Here is a 21,252-nt window from a genome sequence, read left to right as displayed (position 1 = left end):
TCCTCAGGCTTGTGCCGCTTCGTTCCCATATGTCCGTCCTCGTCCTGGCTCGAAAGCCATACCTCAAGGCGGACCACTCCTGTGGGGGACGATCATCCGGTATTGGGCTCCGCGCCAAAATCAGCTCATGGCGCGACTGCGACGCACAAGTAGCACTTCTTCGACGTCCGCTTTGGGGAAGTTGCGTGGATCTGCTGCGCGGGCAAAACGGGTGCTCAGTGGCCGCGATCCGGCTCTCTCACCGCCTGGCATCGTGATGGAAACGCTTGGCGCTGCGGCCATGGTTTGGCTCCGACATTCTTAAAGCGCGCACGAAACGCGTCTCTCAGAATGACTGAACTTATCTCCAGCGGTCGCTATCACCGCTCGCGGAAAGCTGAACATTCTCAGCGACAATGGCGTCACTGTTCGCTTGCAGAACCGGCGCGTTCTCCGCGCTAGAGCCTACCATGAGACCGCAGGCCCATTAAGCAAGCCGCCCGTCAGCTTCGAAATTCTGGACTATGGAGTGAGCGAAGGCTGTTTCCGCCGGACTGCCTGGTGGTGCGGGCGGTCTGTTTCGCACCGGTCTCTGGTCGATTTTCCCTGTTTTCGCGGAAACAACAGGCAAAATTCCCGGAAACGAGGCCCATGGGTGGGGCACCGAGCCGGATTTCGAGAGAGGCCGCAGGCTCTTAAGCAAAAATTCCCTGCACCGCGAAGCAGGGAATAGAATCGAATTTGCAGGGAAAGCTCGTCCCCGAGCAGGCGTTCTCTGGGTACGAGCAGCGTCTTCTGTGCGCCCGACGCTGCCGTGCGCGCTGGGCTGCGCAGTCCCCCAAAGCAGACGTTCCTTGCGCGATTGGTCGGCACCGGCGCGCCCAACTGCGCCACTTGCGGGACTCGACCCATCGCGTGAAAGCACTTGTCGGCGGGGGCGTCGTGACGGCTGCCGTACGCCCATCATTGCTGTTCATTCAGCAAAGAAATCGTCCCGAAACCTAACATCCCCAAAGATCGCCATTGGCATGTGCGATCCCGCCGACGTTGTGAATGCCTCGCATTCGCAGCCATCACCGTTTTCCAAACATTTCATTTCCTGACAGCCTTTTCAGACAATCGACGCAGCCACCCCGTGTCATCGCTCGGTGATTGATGAACTGTTCAAAAAACGGTCGTTTTCTGCACATCAAACAAGCGTGTTTAGAATGAAACATATGATGGATTTTAAAGTTGACCTGACTGTTCGGGTTTAAGGTTTTCACATGCCGCGCTTTTATTTCGACCTAGACGACGGCAGGCACAGCACTCCTGATGAGGAGGGGGGCGACCACGTCGACGCTGAAGCCGCACGTAAAGAATTGGTTGGCTCGCTCGCTCAGATGGCCAATGACCAATTGCCAGACGGAAACGTGCGGGACTTCTATGGCATTTTGAAAGACGCCAACGGAAAAGCCTTGTTCAAGGCTACGATTTCGCTTCGGAGTGGCTGGATCACGTAAATAACTATACACAACTAAGCAGCTGGTAACTTTTCGGACTTTCTGTCACAAAAATTGGTGGGCTGCTGAACACTCAATAATAATCATCTGCAGCAAAATCCGCAGTCGAAAACTGTGCTTTGGATCAAGCCGTTGTAGAGCCTCCTGGCATATGCGAGCGATCTCAATGGCGTCGAATTCGGTCTCAGTCATTTGACTAGCCCCCAAATCGAACAACGGCCAGCATTATTGTTCAATTAAAGCGCTGCGGACAATAGAAATATTATTGTAGAATTTCAAACTTTAGATTGACGTTTTGAAGACACTCAATGGACCAAGTTCAGACTAGACCTAAGGCAGTGAGTGAAGAGTAGATCTAGCCCTGCTGACAGTAGACCGCAGAGCGACGCTTTCAGCTCTGCCGGTTCACGACATTGGGCTTCATCTGCTGCCGGAGCCAGCGGGTCGCATCATCGAGGGTATCGAAGGGTCGCTGCCGCAAATCTCGGAGCCGACCAAAGCCGGCTTCGATGAACCATCGACCCTTTTGCTTTTCCTCGCTGTGATTGAGCTGAACGAGTACGGCGACCAACATCCCGTTAGCCAGGACCAGCATGCCCTTGCAATCAGAGCTATCGGTGTCGACGGCGATCGGCTGCAGCACCACCAACGTTTCAACGTTGTGCGGCCCGGCCATGATCAGCTGCCTTGTGCTCTGACAAGCCACGGCACACTGCGACGTTCGCTCCAGCGCGCATTCTTGAGGTGCAGGTAATTCGCCGTGAAGCCGGAGAACGCTTTCAGCTCTTCGACATTATGGATCGTCAGGTGGCGCTGCTTCAGCGTGATCAAGCCCAGCGCCCGTAATTCCCGGATGGTGCGGTTCACATGCACTTCCGATAGCCCCATGCAGTCGGCGATATCGGCCTGTTTGAAGGGGAACGGATAGGTGTTGTCGCTGGCATAGCCGACCGCCTGCAGTCGCAGCAGCAGCTCGCAGAGAAGGTGTGCGATGCGTTGGTTGGCCTGACGGCCGCCGACGTTGACCAGCCATTCCCGCAAGACTGCTTCATCGACCAGCGCGCACCACCAGAAGGCCCGTGTGATATGCGGGTGGTTGGCCGTGATCTCATCGATGGCTCGGCGTGGGATGTCCGCGACCTGACACGCGGAGATCGTGCCGATGCAGTGATCCATCTGATCGAGAATGAAGACGTTCAGGTCGCAAAAGTCGCCTGGCACAAGGAAGGCCATAATCTGCCGCTGGCCGCTGGGCAGGATCTTATAGCGGCAGGCAAAGCCTTCGAGGATGAGGTGCACGTTCTCAGGTGGCTCACCCTCACTTATGAGATCGGTGCGAGGACCAACCTGACGGATCTTCGGCACAAGCACCCGAAGGGCCTCGTGGTCCTGCTTGCTCAGAGCTTCGTAGCTCTCCAGCTTCCGGATCAGTGCATCCTGCATCGGACCAATTCATGCTTGAGACACGACGCCCATATGTCAGAAAAAGGACCTCCGCACGATCATATGATGCCTGTGTTTGTGTAAATCGATGCTACGTCCTAGGGAGAACGGCTTGCAGAACGCGTATGAGCGCAGGCGATGATGGGTACGTGCTCGCTCCCGCCCCCTGAACAGGACGGGTCCGTGTTTCAGCCTCTGCAAGACGCCAGCAAGAATGGCCTTCTACGAACCCTCAGCTCAGCTGACTTCAGCCTCTTGCAGCCACACCTGCACAGCGTCCTGCTGTCGGTGGGTAATGTTCTCATTGCGGCCGACACGCCATTTCCTCAGGTCTATTTTGTCGAGCAGGGCATCGTGTCGTGCATCGCGCAGGCCTCGGACGGCGAGCAGATCGAAATCGGGCTGGTCGGTCAGGAAGGAATGGTTGGCACAGCGGTCTTGCTGGATGTGGACCGCGCCTCAAACGAAGCGCGCGTTCAGGCAGCCGGCTGGGCCTGGTCATTGCGGACTGACGCGCTTCGAATTGCGATCCGGCAAAGTCCAAAGCTGCACAATACGCTCCTACGCTATGTTCAAACCTTCAACACGCAGGTGGCTGGGACGGCTCTGGCAAACGGCCGCTACAAGCTCGACCAACGGCTCGCCCGCTGGCTTTTGATGTGTCACGACCGGGTCGAAGGCGATGACCTGCCCACGACACATCGCTTTTTGTCGATGATGCTGGGCGTCAATCGTCCTGGGTTGACGTCAGCCGTGGCCCACCTGGAACGTGCAGGTGTTATTGAGACCAAGCGTGGGACGATCACAATCCGCGATCACAGCGCTTTGCTAGTGATGGCCGGCGCAGCCTATGGCTTGGCCGAAGCAGAGTACCGGCGCCTCATCGCGAAAGCGCCCGGCGAATTGGTCGATTAGACTCTTCATTTCAAACGCTTGAATCCTATAAAGGCGGATTTAATCTGGTGCTCCTGAAATGGCTCACAGCTTTAAATCGAATAAGATTTATTTGACAACGAAGACCCACGGCCTTGATACGATGCATCCGTGAAAGTTGGCGGGTTGCATCAGCTTCAATGAGATCGCCACGGGAAGCCATTTCCCGGGCCGCAGCAAACAAAGCATCTGCCGCAGCTTCGTCAGCATCAACTGTCTTGTAGAGAGCCTCAATAAGAATATGCGCCGCTCGGTACATCAAGGCTAATCAATCAAAAGCATATAGTCAAAAACGGTGCATTTCGTGACGAGCAAAAGACAGACGAGGTTGCTAATCCTTTGCCGATCGGAGACTCGCTCAGCTGGCAACATGTTGACCACGCGATCAGCATGCCCAAGAGCCCTGCAGGCATGTGAACCTGCACGGCTGATTCTTAGGGAGAAGTTTGAAAGTAGAGAGCAGCTCGACCATCGAATGCATACCACAAACCGGTAGAGAATTTCCACCTTATGCGACGTTTCAGAACCATTCTCCATCATAAAGCACCCGAATTACATTTTACAGCTCTGCGTTATATTCTATCATTCGTTCTGGTAAGCACGCCAAATTCTGATAAAAAAGACATTGCCAATCGTCGGCACCTGGGCTTTGGCGACTGAGAGATACGATCGTGCTCTCGCCTGACAGCCAGGAGCAAATCTATGCAGGATGAATACTCCCTACCGACGGCGTTCCGCCGGGATTGATTCAGATGCAGGCGGGGCGGACACACGTCCGCTCCGTCCTCATGCATCATAGGGCAAGTCGCCTATCGCCATGCAAAGTGCTGCAGCAGCCGATCTCAGTCTGGAAGCTGAGCGAACCGGGAATGGAACGCTCTCCTGGGCCTGGGCAGCCTATTGGCTGAACGGCGTCTGCGTGGAGCGCTCGCAGCCTATGTTCGTCAGCCGTGAAGCTGCGCAGCGGATCGGCCATCATAGCTTACGCTGGTGATTCTGCGAAAGCGGCTGTCCAACTCTTCACTAACAGAAGCGTTCTCAATGGCCTGAAGACAGGCCTCGACCCATCGACCGGGCCGCACGTTCATGGCCCAGCTCAAATAAGCGTACTGCGTGGAGGAGATAATGACATTGATGCCGCTTGGCAGTGATTACAGCGGAGCAGTGCAATCTGCGATGGAACCAGAGATCCGCCTGAAGCTGGGCGAACTCAAGGGAGTTGCCTTCAATAGCCTGCCCGACATTCCTGGCAGGGCACCCGTGTCGCCTGCATCCTCGCCGAACGGCGGAGCACTCGATCAAAAGCGGCCTCGGCTGACAACCTATGGCCTCAATCACCTTGGCCAGTCACTTCTGCAAGTTCTGAGTCGGCCAGCTCAGGATATCGAGCTATTACCGCCAGCAATCCGAGAAGCGTTCAAGCGGTTAACCTCGGCGCTCAGTGCCCAAGCCTACAGTGACGAGCAGACCTTTAGGCGCGAATTACTTGATTTTATGCCGAACATGATGCGGTTTGCCCTGTCCTTAACGAAAAACGAAACACGCGCAGATGATCTGGTGCAGGATTCACTACTTAAAGCGTGGCGAAGCCGCGAGAGCTTCCATGCCGGGACAAATCTCCACGCCTGGTTATTTACGATCGTGCGCAACACATTTTATTCGACCGCCCGGGCGAAGACTCGGGAGGCTGATGTCGAGATCAATGACAACGATCTGGTGAGTCTTCCCCGACAACAGGGCGTTTTAGATCTTCAAGACTTGTACGTCGCGCTCCAGACGCTGCCGGCGGCGATGCGAAAGGCGCTGGTTCTCGTCACACTCGAGAGCTGCAGTTACGAAGAAGCTGCTACGCGCCTCCAATGCAAGATCGGAACGGTCAAAAGCCGAGTGTCGCGCGCGCGTGAAGCACTCTCTTACGCGCTGCGCCGCGACGCCGGTGAAACCGCCACGGACCATATGACGTTGGCGGTCTGCAGTGGCGCTGTGCACGCGGCCTGAGCGGCTGCGCCTGCTTTCCGAAAAAAGCACTCCATGCCTATCGCGGCATGGAGCGAACGCGCATTATGAATATGGCAATCCGCACAACCAGACAGTTTAGCCGATTATCGCCAGGCCATCCTGACACACCATCCGGATTACGGTTGCAATAGAGGATGGACTATCGCGGACGGTCACCATGATGGCCCCACCCATCAGAAGACTCATGGGGTCCGACGCAACTTTCGCAGCAATGCCGTACCCCTCATGACGGGCAGCGTCTTCCCCTGGAAGCTCCTTGCTGACGTAGTCCCGGATCTCATCGCCTTCATTGATATCGAAGAAATAGCGAGGCATGGCGCCGATCCTATAAAGTTAGGCTAGAGCGACCTTCCGCTTCCAAGCTACTGCCCAGTAATCTCATCGGGGCTGGATATATATAACCTATGATTGTCGGTTTTCCGACAAATCCAGGTCGTGAAAGATGCGGGCCCTTGGACCGCGTTTCCACTGGAGGTATGTGCCGCCTCAGAAGATTTCCTTCTTCAGCTTATCGCGTCGGACGGCTGGCGAGGCGGTTACGTGAAAGTCAAGCCGGAATAGGATTAGCCCGGTAGAATTTGAGACCTCCAGCAGCCAATCCTCGTCGACGGCGATGCGCTCTGGCTCTTCTGCAAGAATGCGTCCGACGATCGAAATCGCGTGCAGTCGAGCCGTGCTCCAATCTGGTAGATCAATGCCCTTATGATCCATGATGCTATGACCATCCTGGACGTTGAAAAAGAAACGCGGCATGCGCCGGCCTCCGTGTTCATGGAGGCAAGAGCAGAGCGCCCTCACTCGCAGGTGTGCCGGACTTGAACCTCGCGATTGCGGACGTTGCTAACGAGCGACGCGAGGTCCGTCCCTAACCTGTGATGGATTATTTGAGCGCTTACCGTTTACCGAGTCTGTATCTCCTAACGATATAATCGCCTCGCGAAGAGCGCCCAGACAATCTGCAGGCCTTGAAGCCGAGCAGCGATGAAGGGCAACTGTCCGAGCCGGCAATACAGCGGCAGCGACAGGAAGGTTTCCGTCCAAATCGCCGCGCGCGTTGACGCAGGGCGCTTTCATCGACTCGTCAGGAGTCTCCGTCACGTAGCGGTAGTGCTGCTGTTGATGGAACGGTGAAATAGAACAGTAACTTCAAGGCACCCCGTAATCGGCTATCTGCTGGCAAAGTAGGCATTTAGACCCTGTTGCGGGATAGTGACTCCAGAACGCCCGGCATCATGCAAGATGAAGCATGCCGCGCTGGACCTTCACGCCGATTCTCGTCGTTCTCTTCGCCATTCCCGGTGCGATTGCCGTCATCCTGGCGTGGCCGTTAGTCAGCCACCGCCGTGTACCTGCCGAACTCGATGGCGATGCATTCGGGATCCTCACCATCGCGCTGCTCGTCGGCATGCTCGTTACGATGTTGATCTTGCCGGCGAAGAAGCGTGTTTGAGGGAACGCGCATCGATGTGCGCGTATCACCCAGCAGAAATCCCTGGCGCTGTGAACCGAACGCACATTGATTGCAGACAGAGCTCAGCAACTTGGCCGCGATCGGATGGCTTGCTCCTCAATAATCAACTTGAGGAAACGCCAGTTGGACAACTCAATTCTGATCATCGCGCTCGCGATCGCTACGCTCGTGATTATTGCTGTCGTTGCCAGCGTCATGCGCGGCCGCGTCGCGAAGGCCAAGGGCGATCCAGATCGATCGAGCTTCACGAAGCATCACGGCGAGACGCCCCGTTATAACAAGCCCGGTCCGGATCACTAAGGCGGGTAGCGAAACAGCCCACCAGGCGAACCGGGCGGGCTGACTTACTAAGGACGACCGCGAGGCTGATCAGCAGTCATCGCCCTTACCGACGCCTTGGTTGGCACCAGCATTGTTCATTGCTCCGACAGTGCCGGGAGATGCGGGCTGGTTCCCGCCAGCCGTGTTTTTCGACGCCGGATCTTCCTTGTCCTTATCGGTCTGGGCTTGCTGGCCAACGCCCTGGTTGGCGCCCGCATTGTTCATTGCGCCCACAGTCCCAGGAGACGCCGGCTGCCCGCCGCCAGCGGTATTCTTGCTGGATTGGTCAGCTGCGGAACTCTGGCCACTCGAGGCAGACTGCTCAGGGGTTTTGCCTTTGGCCGAACCGGTATTGCAGGGGGCTGCCATCACCATCGTAGCCGAAAGCAGGATCGCGAGAGCGCCAGAGCCAATTGCCAATTTCATGTGTTTCCTCCGTTTTGTTGTGAACCGGGGCAATCAGGCGGCGTGCGCGGGAGTTCCCGGCAAACCGGTGCGCCGCTGGAAAGAAGGCTGCTTAAGCTATCGCTAGGCGGGCGTCCTCCCCGACCAAATCGGTGACAACCACCCTATCGCGCGAGTCCATTTTCCTGCCGACTGATTTCATGAGGGCTTCGAACTTGATCTTGCATGGGGCCAGTGCTCATGAAGATGCCGCCGATCGTCGCGACGCCAAAAAAAATAAAAACAATCAGAATTAAAAAAGGGAGTGGCATATCAGCCTTTCCGTTTTCGGGTGCAAAATATTCGACCTCAGGCAACATGCCGGCCCATAGTTGGTTCGGCTGAGCTCGCGGCGTCAATGACGCAGTACCGGCATCACGAACCTGCGCAAGCCACGCTTGCGGCCCTGAAATGCCTAAACGATACCAAAATACGCTCGGAAATCGCCAGATGAGCGCAGATGCCGCCTCGACAACAGGCCGCAGTGCTGATCTGGCGGGGCAATCGCCCTGCGGCGCGCAACACCAATGCCGATGACATATCGACTGATCGGCGTTTCGCTCGGCGCCTATGAAATTCGATTGCGGGGCGGCGCTGTCGGAAGCCTCATCCGCGTCGCCGGCACTCGGCTCAGGCCCGTAGTATGGCGAGCGCGGCTAACCGAGCATGAAGCTATCTCAAACCGCCCGTTGCCCTTCACGCGATCACAGCACGAATTTCGGACCTTCGCTGCTGCTCAGGCTTGTTTAGGACCCGATACAACCGCTAGCAGAACATAATCGTTTACGCTCACTGGCTGACGCTATTTAAAGCTCCGTAAGCCGTAGCATCGGCGATGCAGGTGTTGCCCAGCCACCTCGTTAACGTGAGTAACGGCGTGTCGAGCGACCAACCGCCCCACGGACCGCTCGACGTGCTCTCTGGCGGCACTCAGTCTCACCCGAAAAGGTGATCTGCCGAATTGCCCATCTCCTCGGGATTATCACATGGTCCAAGGATCACGCTCCTCAGGATCGTCAACGGTCAATTTATGAACCTGACCATCGGCAACTTCGATCGAGACCCGCTCGTCGCAAATGACCACGCGAATGATCTCGAAGCCCTCCGCCTTTAGGGTTCGAATTGATCGAGCGATATCGGCCTGAGTTGGGCCAGCGGGACGTTGCGGCATTTTTAGGTGCGGGGATGCGGCAGCTTGATCTCGACGGTCTCGCCAGTGAGTGGGTTGAGGATCAACATGGACGGGTACCTTTCGATTGGAGGCCCCTGGAGAACGCCGCTGTGCGGCTATGGAACCCGGCGGTCCGAGCAATTGCGCGGATGTGGTCAACAGACCGTTTACCGTAGGTGTTGGGACTAGGGCTGCGCTGATGCGCAGTCACAGCATGCGGTCCAAGCGCCGAAGTATTTCATTCCCCGCCCGATCCTCCATAACCTGCGGCAAGCCTCAACGCCCGCCCCACTGGTCCATCGTCTTTCTCGTCATCGGACTTGGGTGTCTGCGGCGACCGTGTTCTGGGCTATGGAGAGAGAAATGCGGTGGTGGTGAGCGGCTGCCTATTCGAGGAAGCCTGATGCGGATACGAAAAAGCCCGCCGCGGTGAACCGGGCGGGCTAAGTTCTTGGGAGACCGTGCCGACAGGATCAAGGCAGAAGCAGCCGGCATGGCTTGCAGCGATGGGTCCGCCACGTCTCGATTGATTACAGTTTATGGGCTGCTGCACCCCAACGTATGACGTGAATAAAGCCTACGCGGGCGGCTGTGATATTCGCGCACGGCAATAGTCCAAGCACAACACAGCCCGCCGTGAACTGGGAGGATCACGGGCGGGCTCTGAGGCCGGGCGGAGCAGCACTGCAGACACCCGAGCTCGTGCAACCGGGAGCGCGGCCAATTGTTCAGGGCAAGAAGGCACTTTACTATGACGAGACCGAGTACCTGACCGATTGAACCTTCGAACGCCCATTGCGATTGCCGGTCAACCAGAAAGCTTTGGAGCATTTATGCCGCAGACCGTTTCAGCTAAGTTCACGACACGCCGCGACGCCGAGATGGCGGTGGAGCACATCGTGCAGGAGCACGGCATCGATCGGAGCGCCGTCACGGTCGGCTCGGCCTCTGATGCCAACACGGCGGGCACGGAGGCAGCGCGTGCCGATATCGAAGATGGACACCTGAAGTCTGACAACGATGGCAAGCCGGCTCTGGCTGGCAAGGTCAAAGTCTCGGTCCAGATCACCGACCAAGACGCCGAGAAGGTCAGATCCTCGTTCGACACATTCGGTGGGGCGCCGTCCTAGCGCACCAATCACTAGGCTTCCATCCTCGCGGCCCGAGTCCGCGCCGTCTTCACCTGATGGTACATAGGGCACAAGGCTTGGCCGTTGGCTGGGTCTAGGGCAGCGCGGCCACCCTTTCGTTCGACGATGCGGTCGGCAAAGAGGTGGACACCGCGTCCGTGCCATTGGCACCGCGAGCCGGCACGTCGCTTCACCTCTAGCGCCCAGACTTTGTGTTCGGCCGCCCAAAGCTCAGGGTCGGCAACCTTCGCAGCCGGTCGAGCTGTCCGCGAATCCAGTGTCGAGAGATGCAGACTCAAGGTGGAGAGCCGAGGCAACTCAGACCGCCTTTCTTATGTCAGACGCATCTATGCGGCTAAGGCTTGTGCCTCTTGTTCGCAAAGCTCGGCCGTCTCAGTGCATTCTTGAGCTGCAGCGTCGTACCCGCCATGACTCCACAGCTGCGCTGCGCGCCGCCAGTGGGCGGCAAACCGACGGCAGGCTTCGATGGCGGTCTCGGCTATCATGCGGGACCAACAAAATCTGGCGAAGCTTGGTTGCAGTGGCGGGGTTGAAATCTTATTCGAAAGAATACGGAGCTTATTGCTAACGCTTCTTATACAAATATTATCCCGTGTCTATTCGTTGTTAAACGGAGGGTGCAATTTCGTCTGCATGAAATGAAGTGTAGCTTTGAGCCGAATTAAATTGATCTGATAGCGCAAATGGATTGCTTTGACGCGATTCATGCGTGCGAGATGGAGGGCGGCCCTGGCTTCATTCGCTGCTCCGCAGCCGGCAATGTCCTGGGATGCCTAAAACCGGGCATCTGCTGCATCTTTATCCGCTGCAACAGTTTTATTCAGCTTTTTTTCGTTGAGGATGCGTGCAGCACGATACATCGAATATTACTCAAGCCAAGATTTGCAGACGAGCGAGATGGAAATTTCCGCAATTAGCGAAAGCAGCTCGAATCCTAGCGATCAAAAACGCCTTGCAGGGCTTTTTTTGCCTGCAAGGCGAAGTCTTGGGAGGGCAAGTTCCGATAATAACTGAAACAGTGAATGCATTAGAGTGATGTCGAAGCCATGTGACATACGTACAAATTTAACAGCGTATTATTGGATTTCGCCATCATGAGATGGCTTTCAGCAAACTATTTAGAATCGATCCGCACAAATTCATAAACATCTTCTGCTTTATGCCCTATTATTTTATTTATTTGCCGTTTTGAGGAACACCTCGCATTGCGGGCGGTATGCTGCGGGAGAGCTTTTTCTCTCGGAGGAAACCCGCATGTTCATGCGCATCGATCGGCTGCTAACTGAGCTGCCGGAGGCTAAAAAGCCGGAGCCCAATGCGGCCGCTGCTCTACAAGAATTGCTCGGCGGCAAATACGGTGAGATGTCTACGCTCGGAAACTACATGTTTCAAAGCTTCAATTTTCGCAACAAGGAAAAGCTGCGACCATTCTATAGTTTGGTATCGAGTATATTTGCGGAAGAACTAGGTCACGTTGAGCTCGTGTCGACCGGTATTGCGATGCTGAACAATGGACCTGGCAATGCGAAGAAGAATGTCGACGTGTCCAAGGCGCCTTTCGCCGAAATGCAGGACGCTCGTCTTGCCGGCAGCTTTCTGGCAAATGGCGGCGGCGCGATCCCAATGAACTCCAACGCTGCATCCTGGAACATGGATATGGTGACGACCACCGGAAACCTCATCATCGACCTGCTGCACAACTTCCACCTCGAATGCGGTGCGCGCATCCATAAGCTCCGCGTCTACGAGACCATGACGGAACCCACCGGCCGAGAGGTTTGCGGATACCTGCTGGTCCGGGGTTCGCTACATGCCCATGCCTATGCGTTAGCGATCAAGAAGCTAACCGGCGTCGAGCTCGAGAAAATGCTGCCCACGCCGAATATCGATCTGTCGCGCATTCCCGAGTGCCAGAAGTATCTCGACGAGGGCAAGCACCGACGCCTCTACACTTTCAGTCCGGACGACTACGCCGAGGCGGCCGGCGTCTGGTCAAATGACGAGGTTGCGTTGCCGGGTGATCCGCCGGGATATCTTGAAGTCATCGACGGACATCCCGAGGGTGCGAAGGTTCCCCAGCTCGATGGCAATTACGGCGCCTTTGCGCCGGACTATGCCCCCGAGGAGATCTTCGAAATCGCGAGCAAGCTCTACAAGAAGGGGCGCTGAAGCCCTCTGTTCGGCGGGGTTTCTGCCTCGCCGATTTAAGCACGATCGAGGGAGGCCATGGCAATCGCGACTAGGCGGCAGGCGATTACTCGCGAGCGAATCCGGGAGCGTGCCTACGAGCTTTGGGAACGCAACCATCGGCCCGAGGAGCTCGACATGCAATTCTGGCTTGTAGCCGAACGCGAGCTGCGCGCCGAACTGGAAGAGCGTGGCCAGCCGCCTGAAGGTGAACCGGCCAGCGACGACGCTGTAGCCGCGTCTGGCGACGTACCGCGCAACAAGCCGTGATGTATTGGGTTGAGCGTGCAGGGGGCACGTCTCATGGACCGCGTCCAAGACTTACGCCGACCAGATCTGGCTATCGAGGAAAAACAGATGATCGACACGGACAGAGTGACCGGAGCCGTCAAGGAGCTAGGCGGAAAGGTCCAGAGCGAGGTGAGCGAATTGTCCGGTTCGACACGAGACCCCGTTGAAGGGCGCGCCACCCAGACGGCGGCCCGAGCCGAGCGTGACTGCGGCCAAGCCAAGGACAAGCTTCGGAAGGGTGCGGAGGATGTCGCTGACTACGCCGAGGAAGGCTATCGGACGGGTAAGCGCTACCTGAAGGAGGGCCATGAGCAATCCGTCAAATGGCCCCACACTTCGCTGCTCGTCGCCGGCCTCGTCGGCTTTGGCCTCGGGCTTCTGGTCAGCCGACGGTGAGGGACAGAGATGCGTATCGATAGCTGTTTCTTGTTCGATCTCGACGGCACGCTCGTCGACAGCGTCTACCAGCATGTGCTGGCTTGGAGCCAAGCGCTTGGGGAAGAAGGGATCGCCCTTTCTGTTTGGCGGATCCACCGCAAGATCGGCATGAGCGGTGGTCTGTTCACGAACCAGCTTCTCCGAGAAACGGGCCAGGATATTAGCCAAGAGCGCATCGAGCGCCTTGGTCGTCTGCATGCTGAAGCCTATGGGCGCCTGTCATCGCAGGTCCGTCCGCTTCCAGGCGCGCGAGCGCTGCTTTCGAATTTGACGGCCGCCGGGATCCCGTGGGCCATCGCCACGAGTGGGCGCATGGAGACGGCCAAGATAAATTTGGCAGCGTTAGACATCGATCCCAATCAAACGCCGGTCGTAACCCGGGATATGGTGAAGTACGCCAAGCCGGATCCCGATCTCTTCCTGGCGGCCGCCGAGAAGCTCGGCAAATCGATCGAAACGGCCGTGATCGTGGGTGACTCGATCTGGGACATGCTGGCGGCACGCCGTTGTCGTGGACTCGGCGTAGGCTTGCTGTCGGGCGGCTATGGTTCAGATGAGCTGGAGCGATCCGGGGCCGTCAGGGTCTACGAGGATCCCGCCGATCTGCTCAAGCACCTGGACGAGGTCGGAGGCAGACGTTGAGAAAGTCTTCCGTGAGTTTGAAAACAGTAAGGAGATGGGTGGATACTTCTGCAGACGCGGACCTAAATCATCGCCACATTGCTATCGACTGCGTTTGACACGCCGCTTTGGCACCGCGGAAACCCGACATGAGATTCTTGGGGCCGCGGAAACCGCAGAAGGGTTGTCCGCTTTTGGGGGTGGCGCGATCGCCTGTGAACGGGGAGGTTGGGTTGAAAGAGGCGTTGCTGGAAAGGGTTGATTGTCGCCAGTCCGCTTTCCGGAGGCAAAGCCTAAGAAACGGTCGTTCCCCTAACCATCACCGCTCAGCAGCTTCGCGCCCAACCTCCTCGTAGAAGCCGCTTTTCGACGTTTCTCGAAGCAGCCGTTCCGCTTGCCACGATCTCGGCGGCTTCGCCCCCCGTCGGCGATCCCGATCTGCGCCAGCCTTAATGTGCGCGGGCAGATCAGGCGGGCCGCGGCCTATTGGCAAGCCGTGGAACTCCCGATTCGAGGTGAGGTTGCCGAGGATCAGCGAGGAGCCAGCCTGTGAGCGACGTCGAGATCGAGCCTTACGACGATCCAGCGGGCGGCTGGGGCTCGGCCCGCTCGCTCGTAGAGATTCTGAGCCGCGAACAAATCCCTATCTCGGGCGCGGCTCTGCTGTTGAAGCAGAACAAGCCGGGCGGCTTCATGTGCGTCTCCTGCGCCTGGCCAAAGCCGGCGAAGCCCGCGACCTTCGAGTATTGTGAGAACGGCGCCAAGGCGACGGCTTGGGAGCAGACTCGCAAGCGCGTCGGTCCCGACTTCTTCGCGAAGCATACGGTCGCCGAGTTGCTGACTTGGACGGATTTCGATCTGGAGGCGCAAGGCCGGCTTACACATCCCCTACGCTACGATCCGACGAGCGACCGCTACGCCCCGATCTCATGGGAAGACGCGTTTGCGGAGATCGGCCGCGAATTGTGCGGCTTCGATCCGAAATCCGTCGTCTATTATTCGTCCGGCCGCGCCTCGCTGGAAACCTCGTACATGTATGGGCTATTCGCGCGGCTCTACGGCAACAACAACCTGCCCGACTCCTCCAACATGTGCCACGAGCCGACTTCGACGGGGTTGAAGGCGTCGATCGGCGTGCCGGTGGGCACCACGGTGCTGGAGGATTTCGAGAGCACGGACTGCATCCTGTTTTTCGGCCAGAATGTCGGCTCGAACGCACCGCGGATGCTGCATCCGCTGCAGGATGCTCGGCGGCGCAAGGTTCCTATCATCACCTTCAACCCGCTGCGCGAGCGCGGACTGAAGCGCTTTACCGACCCGCAATCGCCCGTGGAGATGCTGACCAAGTCGTCCACGCGGATCTCGACGCAGTATCATCAGGTAAAGGCGGGAGGCGACATCGCGGCGATCACCGGAATGTGCAAGGCACTCCTCGCGACCGATCGGCAGACGCAGGCGGAGGGGCGGCCACGCGTGCTCGACGCCGTCTTCATCGCCGAGCACACCTACGGCTTCGAGGATTTCGTCGGCTTCTGCGATCGCCAGCACTGGGCAGTGCTCGAAAAACGATCGGGGCTAACGCGCGAGGCGCTGGAAGCCGCCGCCGCCGTTTACGGACGTGCTGAGCGGGTCATCGGCATCTACGGCATGGGGCTGACCCAGCATCGTAAGGGCACCGAAACGGTTCAGATGCTCGTGAACCTCATGCTGCTGCGCGGGAATATCGGCAAGCCGGGGGCGGGGCTCTGCCCGGTCCGCGGTCATTCCAACGTGCAGGGCCAACGCACCGTCGGCATCGCCGAGAAACCAGAGCTGGTGCCCCTCGACAGACTCGCCGACCTCTACGGCTTCGAGCCGCCGCGCGATAAGGGCCTGAACACGGTCGAGGCCTGCGAGGGCATCATCGCTGGGAGCGTGAAGGCCTTCATTGGCCTCGGTGGCAATTTCGTGCGCGCGATTCCTGATACAGAGCGGATGGAGGAAGCTTGGCGCAGCATGCGTCTGACCGTGCAGTTCTCGACCAAGCTCAACCGGTCTCACCTCGTCAACGGCGCGGTCGCCTACATCCTGCCCTGCCTCGGACGGATCGAGATCGACGAGCAGGCGACCGGTCCGCAGGCGGTCTCGATGGAAGATTCAACCTCCTGCTTCCACGGTTCCGTCGGCGTCAGCAAACCGGTGAGCGATCACGTGCGCTCGGAGCCCTGGATCGTCGCGGGCATCGCCAAGGCAACCCTGCCGCCGAACCCCAAGGTCGACTGGGATGCGTGGGTCGGCGACTACGCCAAGGTGCGCGACGCCATCGAGGCGACCTATCCGATCGTGTTCAAGGATTTCAACGCGCGTCTGTTCGAGCCGGGCGGCACCCACAAACCGCTCGCCGCGCGCGAGCGTCGCTGGGATACCGAAACGGGCAAGGCCAATTTCGTCGTGCCTCAGGGCCTCGACGAGGATCCTGACATGCCGGCCCGGCACGCAGACGTGCTCGACCTGATCACGCTACGCTCGAACGACCAGTTCAACACCACAGTCTACGGCTATCACGATCGCTTTCGCGGGGTGAAAGGCACCCGGCAGGTGCTGTTTATGAACGAGGTCGACATCGCCCGGCTCGACCTCGCGGACGGCGATACCGTCGACGTCGTCACGGAGTCCAACGACCAGTATGTGCGAGCCGTGAAGGGGCTCAGAGTGGTCAAATACAGCATCCCGGAGGGCAATTGCGGGGGCTACTATCCCGAGTTGAACGTGCTCATCCCGCTCTCTCATCACGACAAGCAGGCTAAGACGCCAGCGGCGAAGGCGATCCCCGTCCGCATCGCCAAGGCAGGACCGAGGCCGATGCCAAACTGACCATTCGCAGCAATGAGCGCTGACCGCAGATCTCTTTTTCGTGCAACGCGTCACGATCGTTAATGAAGCGGAGCAAGGGGACCTGCAATCTGTTAGCCAATCTAGGAAAATTACTTGCGGCCGGCTTCAGCCGGCTGTTTCGCGGCGATTGTTTGGCGTTCACGACGTCCTGAGCTTGGGTCCGCTTTCAGGAAACCTTCGCAGTGCGCGGGACGACCGAGTTGGGTCGGTAGGAGGCCGTCTGCTTTTGCGGCAGACCTGCTCAAAAGCGGACCAGCCGCTTTCGGCCACTTCAAGCCGTCCGCTTCGCGCCCATCCCGGTCGTTTTGAGCTGTCGATCGTCGGCTCGAAAGCGGACATCGATGCTGGGCAGACGATGACTGAGTTGGGTGGTTTTCAGCCGGTCTGCTCTCAGGCGGCAATCGAGGAAAGCGGACGTTCAAGGTTCGAGGCCGAGGACGTAAAACAGATGACGCCCGATCTGACAGCGCAGGACGAGGTTAGTCGCTATCCGCTGAAAGTTCGCTTGGTTTGCTCGGTGGAGGAGCTGTGGCGTCCGCCTGTAGCTGGATGAGTACCATCTCCAGCAGGAGCCGAACACGAAAGCTGGCATGCGCGCCGAGCTTATCTAAAGCAGCACTGGCAGTGCTCAGAGGCTTCCGTATTTGCATCCTCGGAGTCGGACATCCAATCACCCAGTCCTGACGAAGGTATGAAACCCAACATATGACGGGTTTTCGGGGAGGCAATATAAGACAGGCGCTTGACATAAATTTGCGCCTGAAGGCCAAGGCTTTGCAGAGGCGTCGATTTTTGCGGGTAAGCTCGCTGCCCCCTTCCGCAACGAATGGCGGCACTCTGTGTGACAACGATCCCAAGAACAGCTTTCACCGCTTCGTCCCGGCGCAACCGCGACTGTTGTCTTGCGACAAAGCGGTCGATAGCTGTGCCGCTCTCGTCCAAGATAATCAATCGCAAAGGGGTCTGACGCAGCCCGCGTCAAAAACCGATCATACGTTGTATAAAATCCACCAACTGCGGTTATGCTAAGGTATCATTGGCAACGAATTGGCGCTGATGACTGAGAGCAACGCGTGCTCCCGCCTGCCTTCAGGGGAGCAGCCATGCCTCGCTACTTCTTCGACATCCATGACGGAGAGGTATCCCGCGACGAAGCCGGAATGGTTCTTTTCAGTGAAGAGGCCGCCCGTCGCGAAGCTTACAGCATCGTTTCTCGTTATGCGTCTAACCCAATCAATCTTATCATGGACGGCCTCGTCGTCGTGACCGTACGCGACGGTCCTCATTCCGAGGTGTTGACACTGCGCCTAGTCTGTCAGGAGGACGGGCTCGACAACCGCGCTCGGTCGACGACCACGCCGGACTCGACGCTTGCCAGAGACCGGAAAAACGGCGCGAACTCTCAACACTCTTAGCGGTGCGGCCCATGTCAAGGACACGCAAGCCCGTAGCCTGGATGGCGAGACGCGCTCTACGCCGCCGATCCTCTCGCATGGACTGGTGCATCGAGAAAACCAGGCGACACAACCTTAAGGCAGCTGCCTCAAGCGAGTTCCCAGCGCCGGATACGACCAATGTCATTTTCCTCAAAGGCGTCGACGGAAGGCCCTTCGCCGGCAACTAGGGTTGGCGAGCTGTAACCTGAACTCCGATGTCGCTGCCCCCAACGCGGCCGGGGCTGAAAGGCCTCGCCGGGCGCTAACGTGCCGCCGTGGCCGCTTGAACCTGAGGCTAAGCTCACCAGGTGACGGTGATCGACAAGCTGGCGTGTAAAATCCTTCGAGATGGACAACCATGTCAGTCTCAATCTGAACAATTGAGCAATTTGACAGCACGCAGCTCAATAACGCGCCGAAAAAATTAGAGATGCGACGTATTTCATGTGTTTTTCCAAAATTAATCCTCGTCACCTTCAATTTTTATTTGGTCGGTTTTCTGTATTCAATAATTTGATAAATAAGATATTTTGACAATCACAAAACACCCCGATATAAAATCGGCAGTCGAGATAAAGGAGTAATCCAATAGCAGATTATATTACCAAGATTATAATTGCTGACAGGCATCCTTCATTTATCTTAGGCTTACGGTGTCTGATAGATACGATGTATGGTTTGCAAATTGTAGGAGAGATTGCATCTTATGTGGGTGCATATGGAACTATTCTAGAAATTAATCCAGATATAGTGATACTTGATTTTTCGATGCCTGGAATGAGAGGTCTTGCGACCCTCAATCAAATAAAAATAGGCGCCCCAAATATTTCGATAGTCGCTGTCAGTGAATACCGCCAGGATCACTACGTAGCAAGTATTTTAAAATCTGGCGTTAAAGGTCATATCCTTAGAAATGCAGCAAAGAATGAATATTGCAACGCAATATCGACTGTGTCTCGCGGTAAAATATATGCTGGCACTTCATTCTCAGCAAATTCAAGCTCGACTGACAACGTTCAAGACAGCTCAATAAAAAATAATATAAAATCTCCGACTTTATCAGAGCGCGAGACTGTAGTATTGCGAATGATATCTCTTGGTCTAACCAATAAAAATGTTGCTTTAAGTTTGGGAGTGACGGCAAATACGATTGATACTCATAAAAGAAGAGCAAGTGAAAAACTAGAAATCTACAGTAGAGCTAAGCTTGTGCAATATGCTATTTTCAATGGTTGGCTTGGTAGGCCAATCCAAGAGGATGCACTCGCGGTAAAGATCGCGTGACTAGCAAACCTTTCGAACTCGATTGACGCGAACTAAGTCGACAAGGGCAAAAAGCATGATGCTCACATGATGCAGCGACGGACTCTGACTTTCCAGACCCACGTCGAGCGTTGCCCATTCGATAAACACCGCTTCCGCTGGATAGTAGCTGCCGGCGCGGGTGGACACTCCGAGCACAGTTTGACCTCGTATGCCGATCGTGAGGCCGCACAGATAGCCGGAGATGCCAGAGTTCAGGCATTGGCAACCCAAGCAGCTGCCTTGGCGACATCGTCCGCTGATTTTTCGTCTCCAAACTCAGACAAGAATTCCTCGGGCACATAGGCCAATTTACTGTTGTTTGGGAGCTGGGTTCGGTCTCCAATTGCGTCGAGGTCGTCGCACTCTGAGCCGATCTCGTAGTCACGCGAGAGAGTACAGCTGCGAAGATCAAAGAAATATTGAGACAACGCGCTTCCTTGAAGGAAGGCGGAAGCACTGGCGTCTCTCCGGCGCAGACGCCTGAAGATTTTCAGCCAGCGACGCTTCTGCCATAGGGTGTTGCAGGGCATCCTACAAATCGACGAGCGTTGTTCAGGTCGACAAATCGAGCGAGCGTCCGCTTTCGGGCAATGTACCGGCTTCCGTAAATGACGGGGTTGGGTCGGAAGCAGCGTGGCTGATCAGGGTGGGTTGCGGCTGGTCCGCTTTGCGCAATGGATCCGAGGAAAGCGGCCATTCGACGTTCGGCGGAAGATGGCCGAAAGCGAATGACCGCTTTCGAGCAACTTCACCGGCAAATTCGACGTTTATGCTTGCCCACGCCGATGTGGCTCAATTTCCCCCGCCACCGCAATATCGACAGGGCCACCGAGATCCCCAGAACTTCGCGCGAAATAAGATCCGGCTGTTTCTCGCGATAGTTTTCGATCTGTCTGGCAGCTCGAAGCGGACCGACGTTCAATGCAAGCGGATGGACGCTAGGCCGGCACGGTCGGCCAACTCGATCTGCCCGCGTCTGATCACGACCAGCCCATTTTCCGCCCATTGTCCGAGGATGCGGCTGACAACCTCGCGCACACTGCCGACGTCGGAGGCGAGCTGCTGATGCGTCGTATGAACGACGTCGTGTCGGTCGACCTCCGCCAGCAGGCGTCGGGCGAGCCTTTGTTCTAGAGGCGCGAATACGACCTCCTCGATCAGCGTGAACATGCTCGCCATAAGCTTTGTGTAGTCGTCCAGTACAAAAGCCCGGAATTCAGGACTCTCGGCCATGAGCTGCTTGAACGTCTCGGTCGGAATGGCGGCTAACTCTGTCCGCTCCTCTGCGATGCTCTCGGCGGGGAAACCGCCGCCCGCCAAAAGACACTGAGTGGTCAGGACACAAGTTCCGCCAGCACTGACCTTGTAGATCAGCACTTCGCGGCCGGCCTCAGACATCCGAAAGACGCGGGTCCGGCCGTCGATGCACATGAGGTAATTCGCACAGGCCCCGTCGAGTTCGTACGCGACGGCACCGGCCTCTAGAACCGGGAAATGCACCATTCCCCGCGCAATCTGCAGGTGCGAGGCGGAAAAGTTCTTGAGCAAGGGAAAGCGCTCGATCCATCGCTCGATCTGATGGGGTTCCGGCATGCTTGGCGTCCGCCTGTCGCCGGTACGATACGGGATCGTCCGGTCATTCTCGGAAGTTTCTCCCACCCTCCTT

21 protein-coding genes are annotated in these 21,252 nt (G+C 57.1%); 14 read left to right on the top strand and 7 right to left on the bottom strand.

What is annotated here, in order from left to right; all coding sequences use genetic code 11:
* The first annotated feature begins 1,244 nt into the window (after nt 1-1,244).
* Nucleotides 1,245-1,481: a DUF6894 family protein gene (locus GGR33_RS11240; RefSeq protein WP_183504966.1), complete on the top strand. Its 237-nt coding sequence runs from the start codon at nt 1,245-1,247 to the stop codon at nt 1,479-1,481.
* Nucleotides 1,482-1,872: 391 nt separating this feature from the next.
* On the opposite strand, the gene GGR33_RS11235 is transcribed toward GGR33_RS11240, so the two are convergent.
* Both GGR33_RS11235 and GGR33_RS11230 read right to left on the bottom strand, forming a co-directional pair.
* The gene (locus tag GGR33_RS11235; protein WP_183504964.1) at nt 1,873-2,157 is read right to left on the bottom strand and encodes a hypothetical protein; all 285 of its coding nucleotides are present in this window, start codon (nt 2,155-2,157) and stop codon (nt 1,873-1,875) included.
* Nucleotides 2,158-2,159: 2 nt separating this feature from the next.
* Nucleotides 2,160-2,924 carry a Crp/Fnr family transcriptional regulator gene (locus tag GGR33_RS11230; RefSeq protein WP_183504962.1) on the bottom strand — a complete coding sequence of 255 codons (765 nt, stop codon included), beginning with the start codon at nt 2,922-2,924 and terminating at the stop codon, nt 2,160-2,162.
* 183 nt (nt 2,925-3,107) lie between these two features.
* Between GGR33_RS11230 and GGR33_RS11225 the strand changes: the two genes are divergently transcribed.
* Complete coding sequence (locus GGR33_RS11225; RefSeq protein ID WP_183504960.1) at nt 3,108-3,839, top strand: Crp/Fnr family transcriptional regulator; 732 nt, start codon at nt 3,108-3,110, stop codon at nt 3,837-3,839.
* Nucleotides 3,840-4,982: 1,143 nt separating this feature from the next.
* On the top strand, nt 4,983-5,855 hold the full coding sequence (locus tag GGR33_RS11220; protein ID WP_246412956.1) for a sigma-70 family RNA polymerase sigma factor: 873 nt from the start codon (nt 4,983-4,985) through the stop codon (nt 5,853-5,855).
* A gap of 96 nt (nt 5,856-5,951) precedes the next feature.
* On the opposite strand, the gene GGR33_RS11215 is transcribed toward GGR33_RS11220, so the two are convergent.
* Nucleotides 5,952-6,191 carry a DUF6894 family protein gene (locus GGR33_RS11215; protein ID WP_183504958.1) on the bottom strand — a complete coding sequence of 80 codons (240 nt, stop codon included), beginning with the start codon at nt 6,189-6,191 and terminating at the stop codon, nt 5,952-5,954.
* Nucleotides 6,192-6,362: 171 nt separating this feature from the next.
* Nucleotides 6,363-6,629: a DUF6894 family protein gene (locus GGR33_RS11210; protein ID WP_183504956.1), complete on the bottom strand. Its 267-nt coding sequence runs from the start codon at nt 6,627-6,629 to the stop codon at nt 6,363-6,365.
* 493 nt (nt 6,630-7,122) lie between these two features.
* Between GGR33_RS11210 and GGR33_RS11205 the strand changes: the two genes are divergently transcribed.
* The gene (locus GGR33_RS11205) at nt 7,123-7,326 is read left to right on the top strand and encodes a hypothetical protein (RefSeq protein ID WP_183504954.1); all 204 of its coding nucleotides are present in this window, start codon (nt 7,123-7,125) and stop codon (nt 7,324-7,326) included.
* Nucleotides 7,327-7,470: 144 nt separating this feature from the next.
* The gene (locus GGR33_RS11200; protein WP_183504952.1) at nt 7,471-7,647 is read left to right on the top strand and encodes a hypothetical protein; all 177 of its coding nucleotides are present in this window, start codon (nt 7,471-7,473) and stop codon (nt 7,645-7,647) included.
* A 69-nt stretch (nt 7,648-7,716) separates the two neighbouring features.
* Here GGR33_RS11200 and GGR33_RS11195 read toward each other — a convergent pair whose 3' ends face one another.
* On the bottom strand, nt 7,717-8,094 hold the full coding sequence (locus tag GGR33_RS11195) for an exopolysaccharide production protein YjbE (protein WP_183504950.1): 378 nt from the start codon (nt 8,092-8,094) through the stop codon (nt 7,717-7,719).
* Between the two features lie 2,022 nt (nt 8,095-10,116).
* Between GGR33_RS11195 and GGR33_RS11190 the strand changes: the two genes are divergently transcribed.
* The 9 genes from GGR33_RS11190 to GGR33_RS11150 all read left to right on the top strand — a co-directional run bounded on the left by GGR33_RS11190 (nt 10,117) and on the right by GGR33_RS11150 (nt 19,565).
* A complete protein-coding gene (locus tag GGR33_RS11190) occupies nt 10,117-10,413 on the top strand; it encodes a hypothetical protein (protein WP_183504948.1) in 297 nt (98 codons plus the stop codon).
* A gap of 1,275 nt (nt 10,414-11,688) precedes the next feature.
* Nucleotides 11,689-12,603 carry a manganese catalase family protein gene (locus GGR33_RS11185; RefSeq protein WP_183504946.1) on the top strand — a complete coding sequence of 305 codons (915 nt, stop codon included), beginning with the start codon at nt 11,689-11,691 and terminating at the stop codon, nt 12,601-12,603.
* 57 nt (nt 12,604-12,660) lie between these two features.
* The gene (locus GGR33_RS11180) at nt 12,661-12,891 is read left to right on the top strand and encodes a DUF2934 domain-containing protein (RefSeq protein ID WP_183504944.1); all 231 of its coding nucleotides are present in this window, start codon (nt 12,661-12,663) and stop codon (nt 12,889-12,891) included.
* Between the two features lie 87 nt (nt 12,892-12,978).
* A complete protein-coding gene (locus tag GGR33_RS11175; protein WP_183505128.1) occupies nt 12,979-13,308 on the top strand; it encodes a CsbD family protein in 330 nt (109 codons plus the stop codon).
* Between the two features lie 9 nt (nt 13,309-13,317).
* Nucleotides 13,318-13,992: an HAD family hydrolase gene (locus tag GGR33_RS11170; protein WP_183504942.1), complete on the top strand. Its 675-nt coding sequence runs from the start codon at nt 13,318-13,320 to the stop codon at nt 13,990-13,992.
* A 528-nt stretch (nt 13,993-14,520) separates the two neighbouring features.
* Nucleotides 14,521-16,824 carry an FdhF/YdeP family oxidoreductase gene (locus GGR33_RS11165; protein WP_183504939.1) on the top strand — a complete coding sequence of 768 codons (2,304 nt, stop codon included), beginning with the start codon at nt 14,521-14,523 and terminating at the stop codon, nt 16,822-16,824.
* A 247-nt stretch (nt 16,825-17,071) separates the two neighbouring features.
* Nucleotides 17,072-17,398: a hypothetical protein gene (locus GGR33_RS11160; protein WP_183504938.1), complete on the top strand. Its 327-nt coding sequence runs from the start codon at nt 17,072-17,074 to the stop codon at nt 17,396-17,398.
* A 550-nt stretch (nt 17,399-17,948) separates the two neighbouring features.
* Nucleotides 17,949-18,260 (top strand): DUF6894 family protein, encoded by a 312-nt coding sequence (locus GGR33_RS11155; protein WP_183504937.1) that lies wholly within the window; start codon nt 17,949-17,951, stop codon nt 18,258-18,260.
* Nucleotides 18,261-18,869: 609 nt separating this feature from the next.
* Entirely contained in the window at nt 18,870-19,565 is a 696-nt protein-coding gene (locus GGR33_RS11150) for a response regulator (RefSeq protein WP_306483932.1), read from the top strand.
* 233 nt (nt 19,566-19,798) lie between these two features.
* On the opposite strand, the gene GGR33_RS11145 is transcribed toward GGR33_RS11150, so the two are convergent.
* Entirely contained in the window at nt 19,799-20,116 is a 318-nt protein-coding gene (locus GGR33_RS11145; RefSeq protein ID WP_183504935.1) for a hypothetical protein, read from the bottom strand.
* 388 nt (nt 20,117-20,504) lie between these two features.
* On the bottom strand, nt 20,505-21,179 hold the full coding sequence (locus tag GGR33_RS11140) for a Crp/Fnr family transcriptional regulator (RefSeq protein ID WP_183504934.1): 675 nt from the start codon (nt 21,177-21,179) through the stop codon (nt 20,505-20,507).
* Nucleotides 21,180-21,252: the final 73 nt, after the last annotated feature.

The organism is Methylobacterium brachythecii (genome assembly GCF_014196345.1).
Lineage (GTDB): Bacteria > Pseudomonadota > Alphaproteobacteria > Rhizobiales > Beijerinckiaceae > Methylobacterium > Methylobacterium brachythecii.
This window is presented reverse-complemented; position numbering and strand designations above follow the sequence as displayed.

Bases quoted from the DNA above. Each gene is read 5' to 3' on its own strand.
- GGR33_RS11185 (WP_183504946.1), top strand. From the start codon at position 11,689: ATGTTCATGCGCATCGATCGGCTGCTAACTGAGCTGCCGGAGGCTAAA.
- GGR33_RS11155 (WP_183504937.1), top strand. From the start codon at position 17,949: ATGCCTCGCTACTTCTTCGACATCCATGACGGAGAGGTATCCCGCGAC.
- GGR33_RS11210 (WP_183504956.1), bottom strand. From the start codon at position 6,629: ATGCCGCGTTTCTTTTTCAACGTCCAGGATGGTCATAGCATCATGGAT.
- GGR33_RS11230 (WP_183504962.1), bottom strand. From the start codon at position 2,924: ATGCAGGATGCACTGATCCGGAAGCTGGAGAGCTACGAAGCTCTGAGC.
- GGR33_RS11205 (WP_183504954.1), top strand. From the start codon at position 7,123: ATGCCGCGCTGGACCTTCACGCCGATTCTCGTCGTTCTCTTCGCCATT.
- GGR33_RS11175 (WP_183505128.1), top strand. From the start codon at position 12,979: ATGATCGACACGGACAGAGTGACCGGAGCCGTCAAGGAGCTAGGCGGA.
- GGR33_RS11235 (WP_183504964.1), bottom strand. From the start codon at position 2,157: ATGGCCGGGCCGCACAACGTTGAAACGTTGGTGGTGCTGCAGCCGATC.
- GGR33_RS11195 (WP_183504950.1), bottom strand. From the start codon at position 8,094: ATGAAATTGGCAATTGGCTCTGGCGCTCTCGCGATCCTGCTTTCGGCT.
- GGR33_RS11145 (WP_183504935.1), bottom strand. From the start codon at position 20,116: ATGCCCTGCAACACCCTATGGCAGAAGCGTCGCTGGCTGAAAATCTTC.
- GGR33_RS11190 (WP_183504948.1), top strand. From the start codon at position 10,117: ATGCCGCAGACCGTTTCAGCTAAGTTCACGACACGCCGCGACGCCGAG.
- GGR33_RS11220 (WP_246412956.1), top strand. From the start codon at position 4,983: ATGACATTGATGCCGCTTGGCAGTGATTACAGCGGAGCAGTGCAATCT.
- GGR33_RS11215 (WP_183504958.1), bottom strand. From the start codon at position 6,191: ATGCCTCGCTATTTCTTCGATATCAATGAAGGCGATGAGATCCGGGAC.
- GGR33_RS11170 (WP_183504942.1), top strand. From the start codon at position 13,318: ATGCGTATCGATAGCTGTTTCTTGTTCGATCTCGACGGCACGCTCGTC.
- GGR33_RS11180 (WP_183504944.1), top strand. From the start codon at position 12,661: ATGGCAATCGCGACTAGGCGGCAGGCGATTACTCGCGAGCGAATCCGG.
- GGR33_RS11240 (WP_183504966.1), top strand. From the start codon at position 1,245: ATGCCGCGCTTTTATTTCGACCTAGACGACGGCAGGCACAGCACTCCT.
- GGR33_RS11140 (WP_183504934.1), bottom strand. From the start codon at position 21,179: ATGCCGGAACCCCATCAGATCGAGCGATGGATCGAGCGCTTTCCCTTG.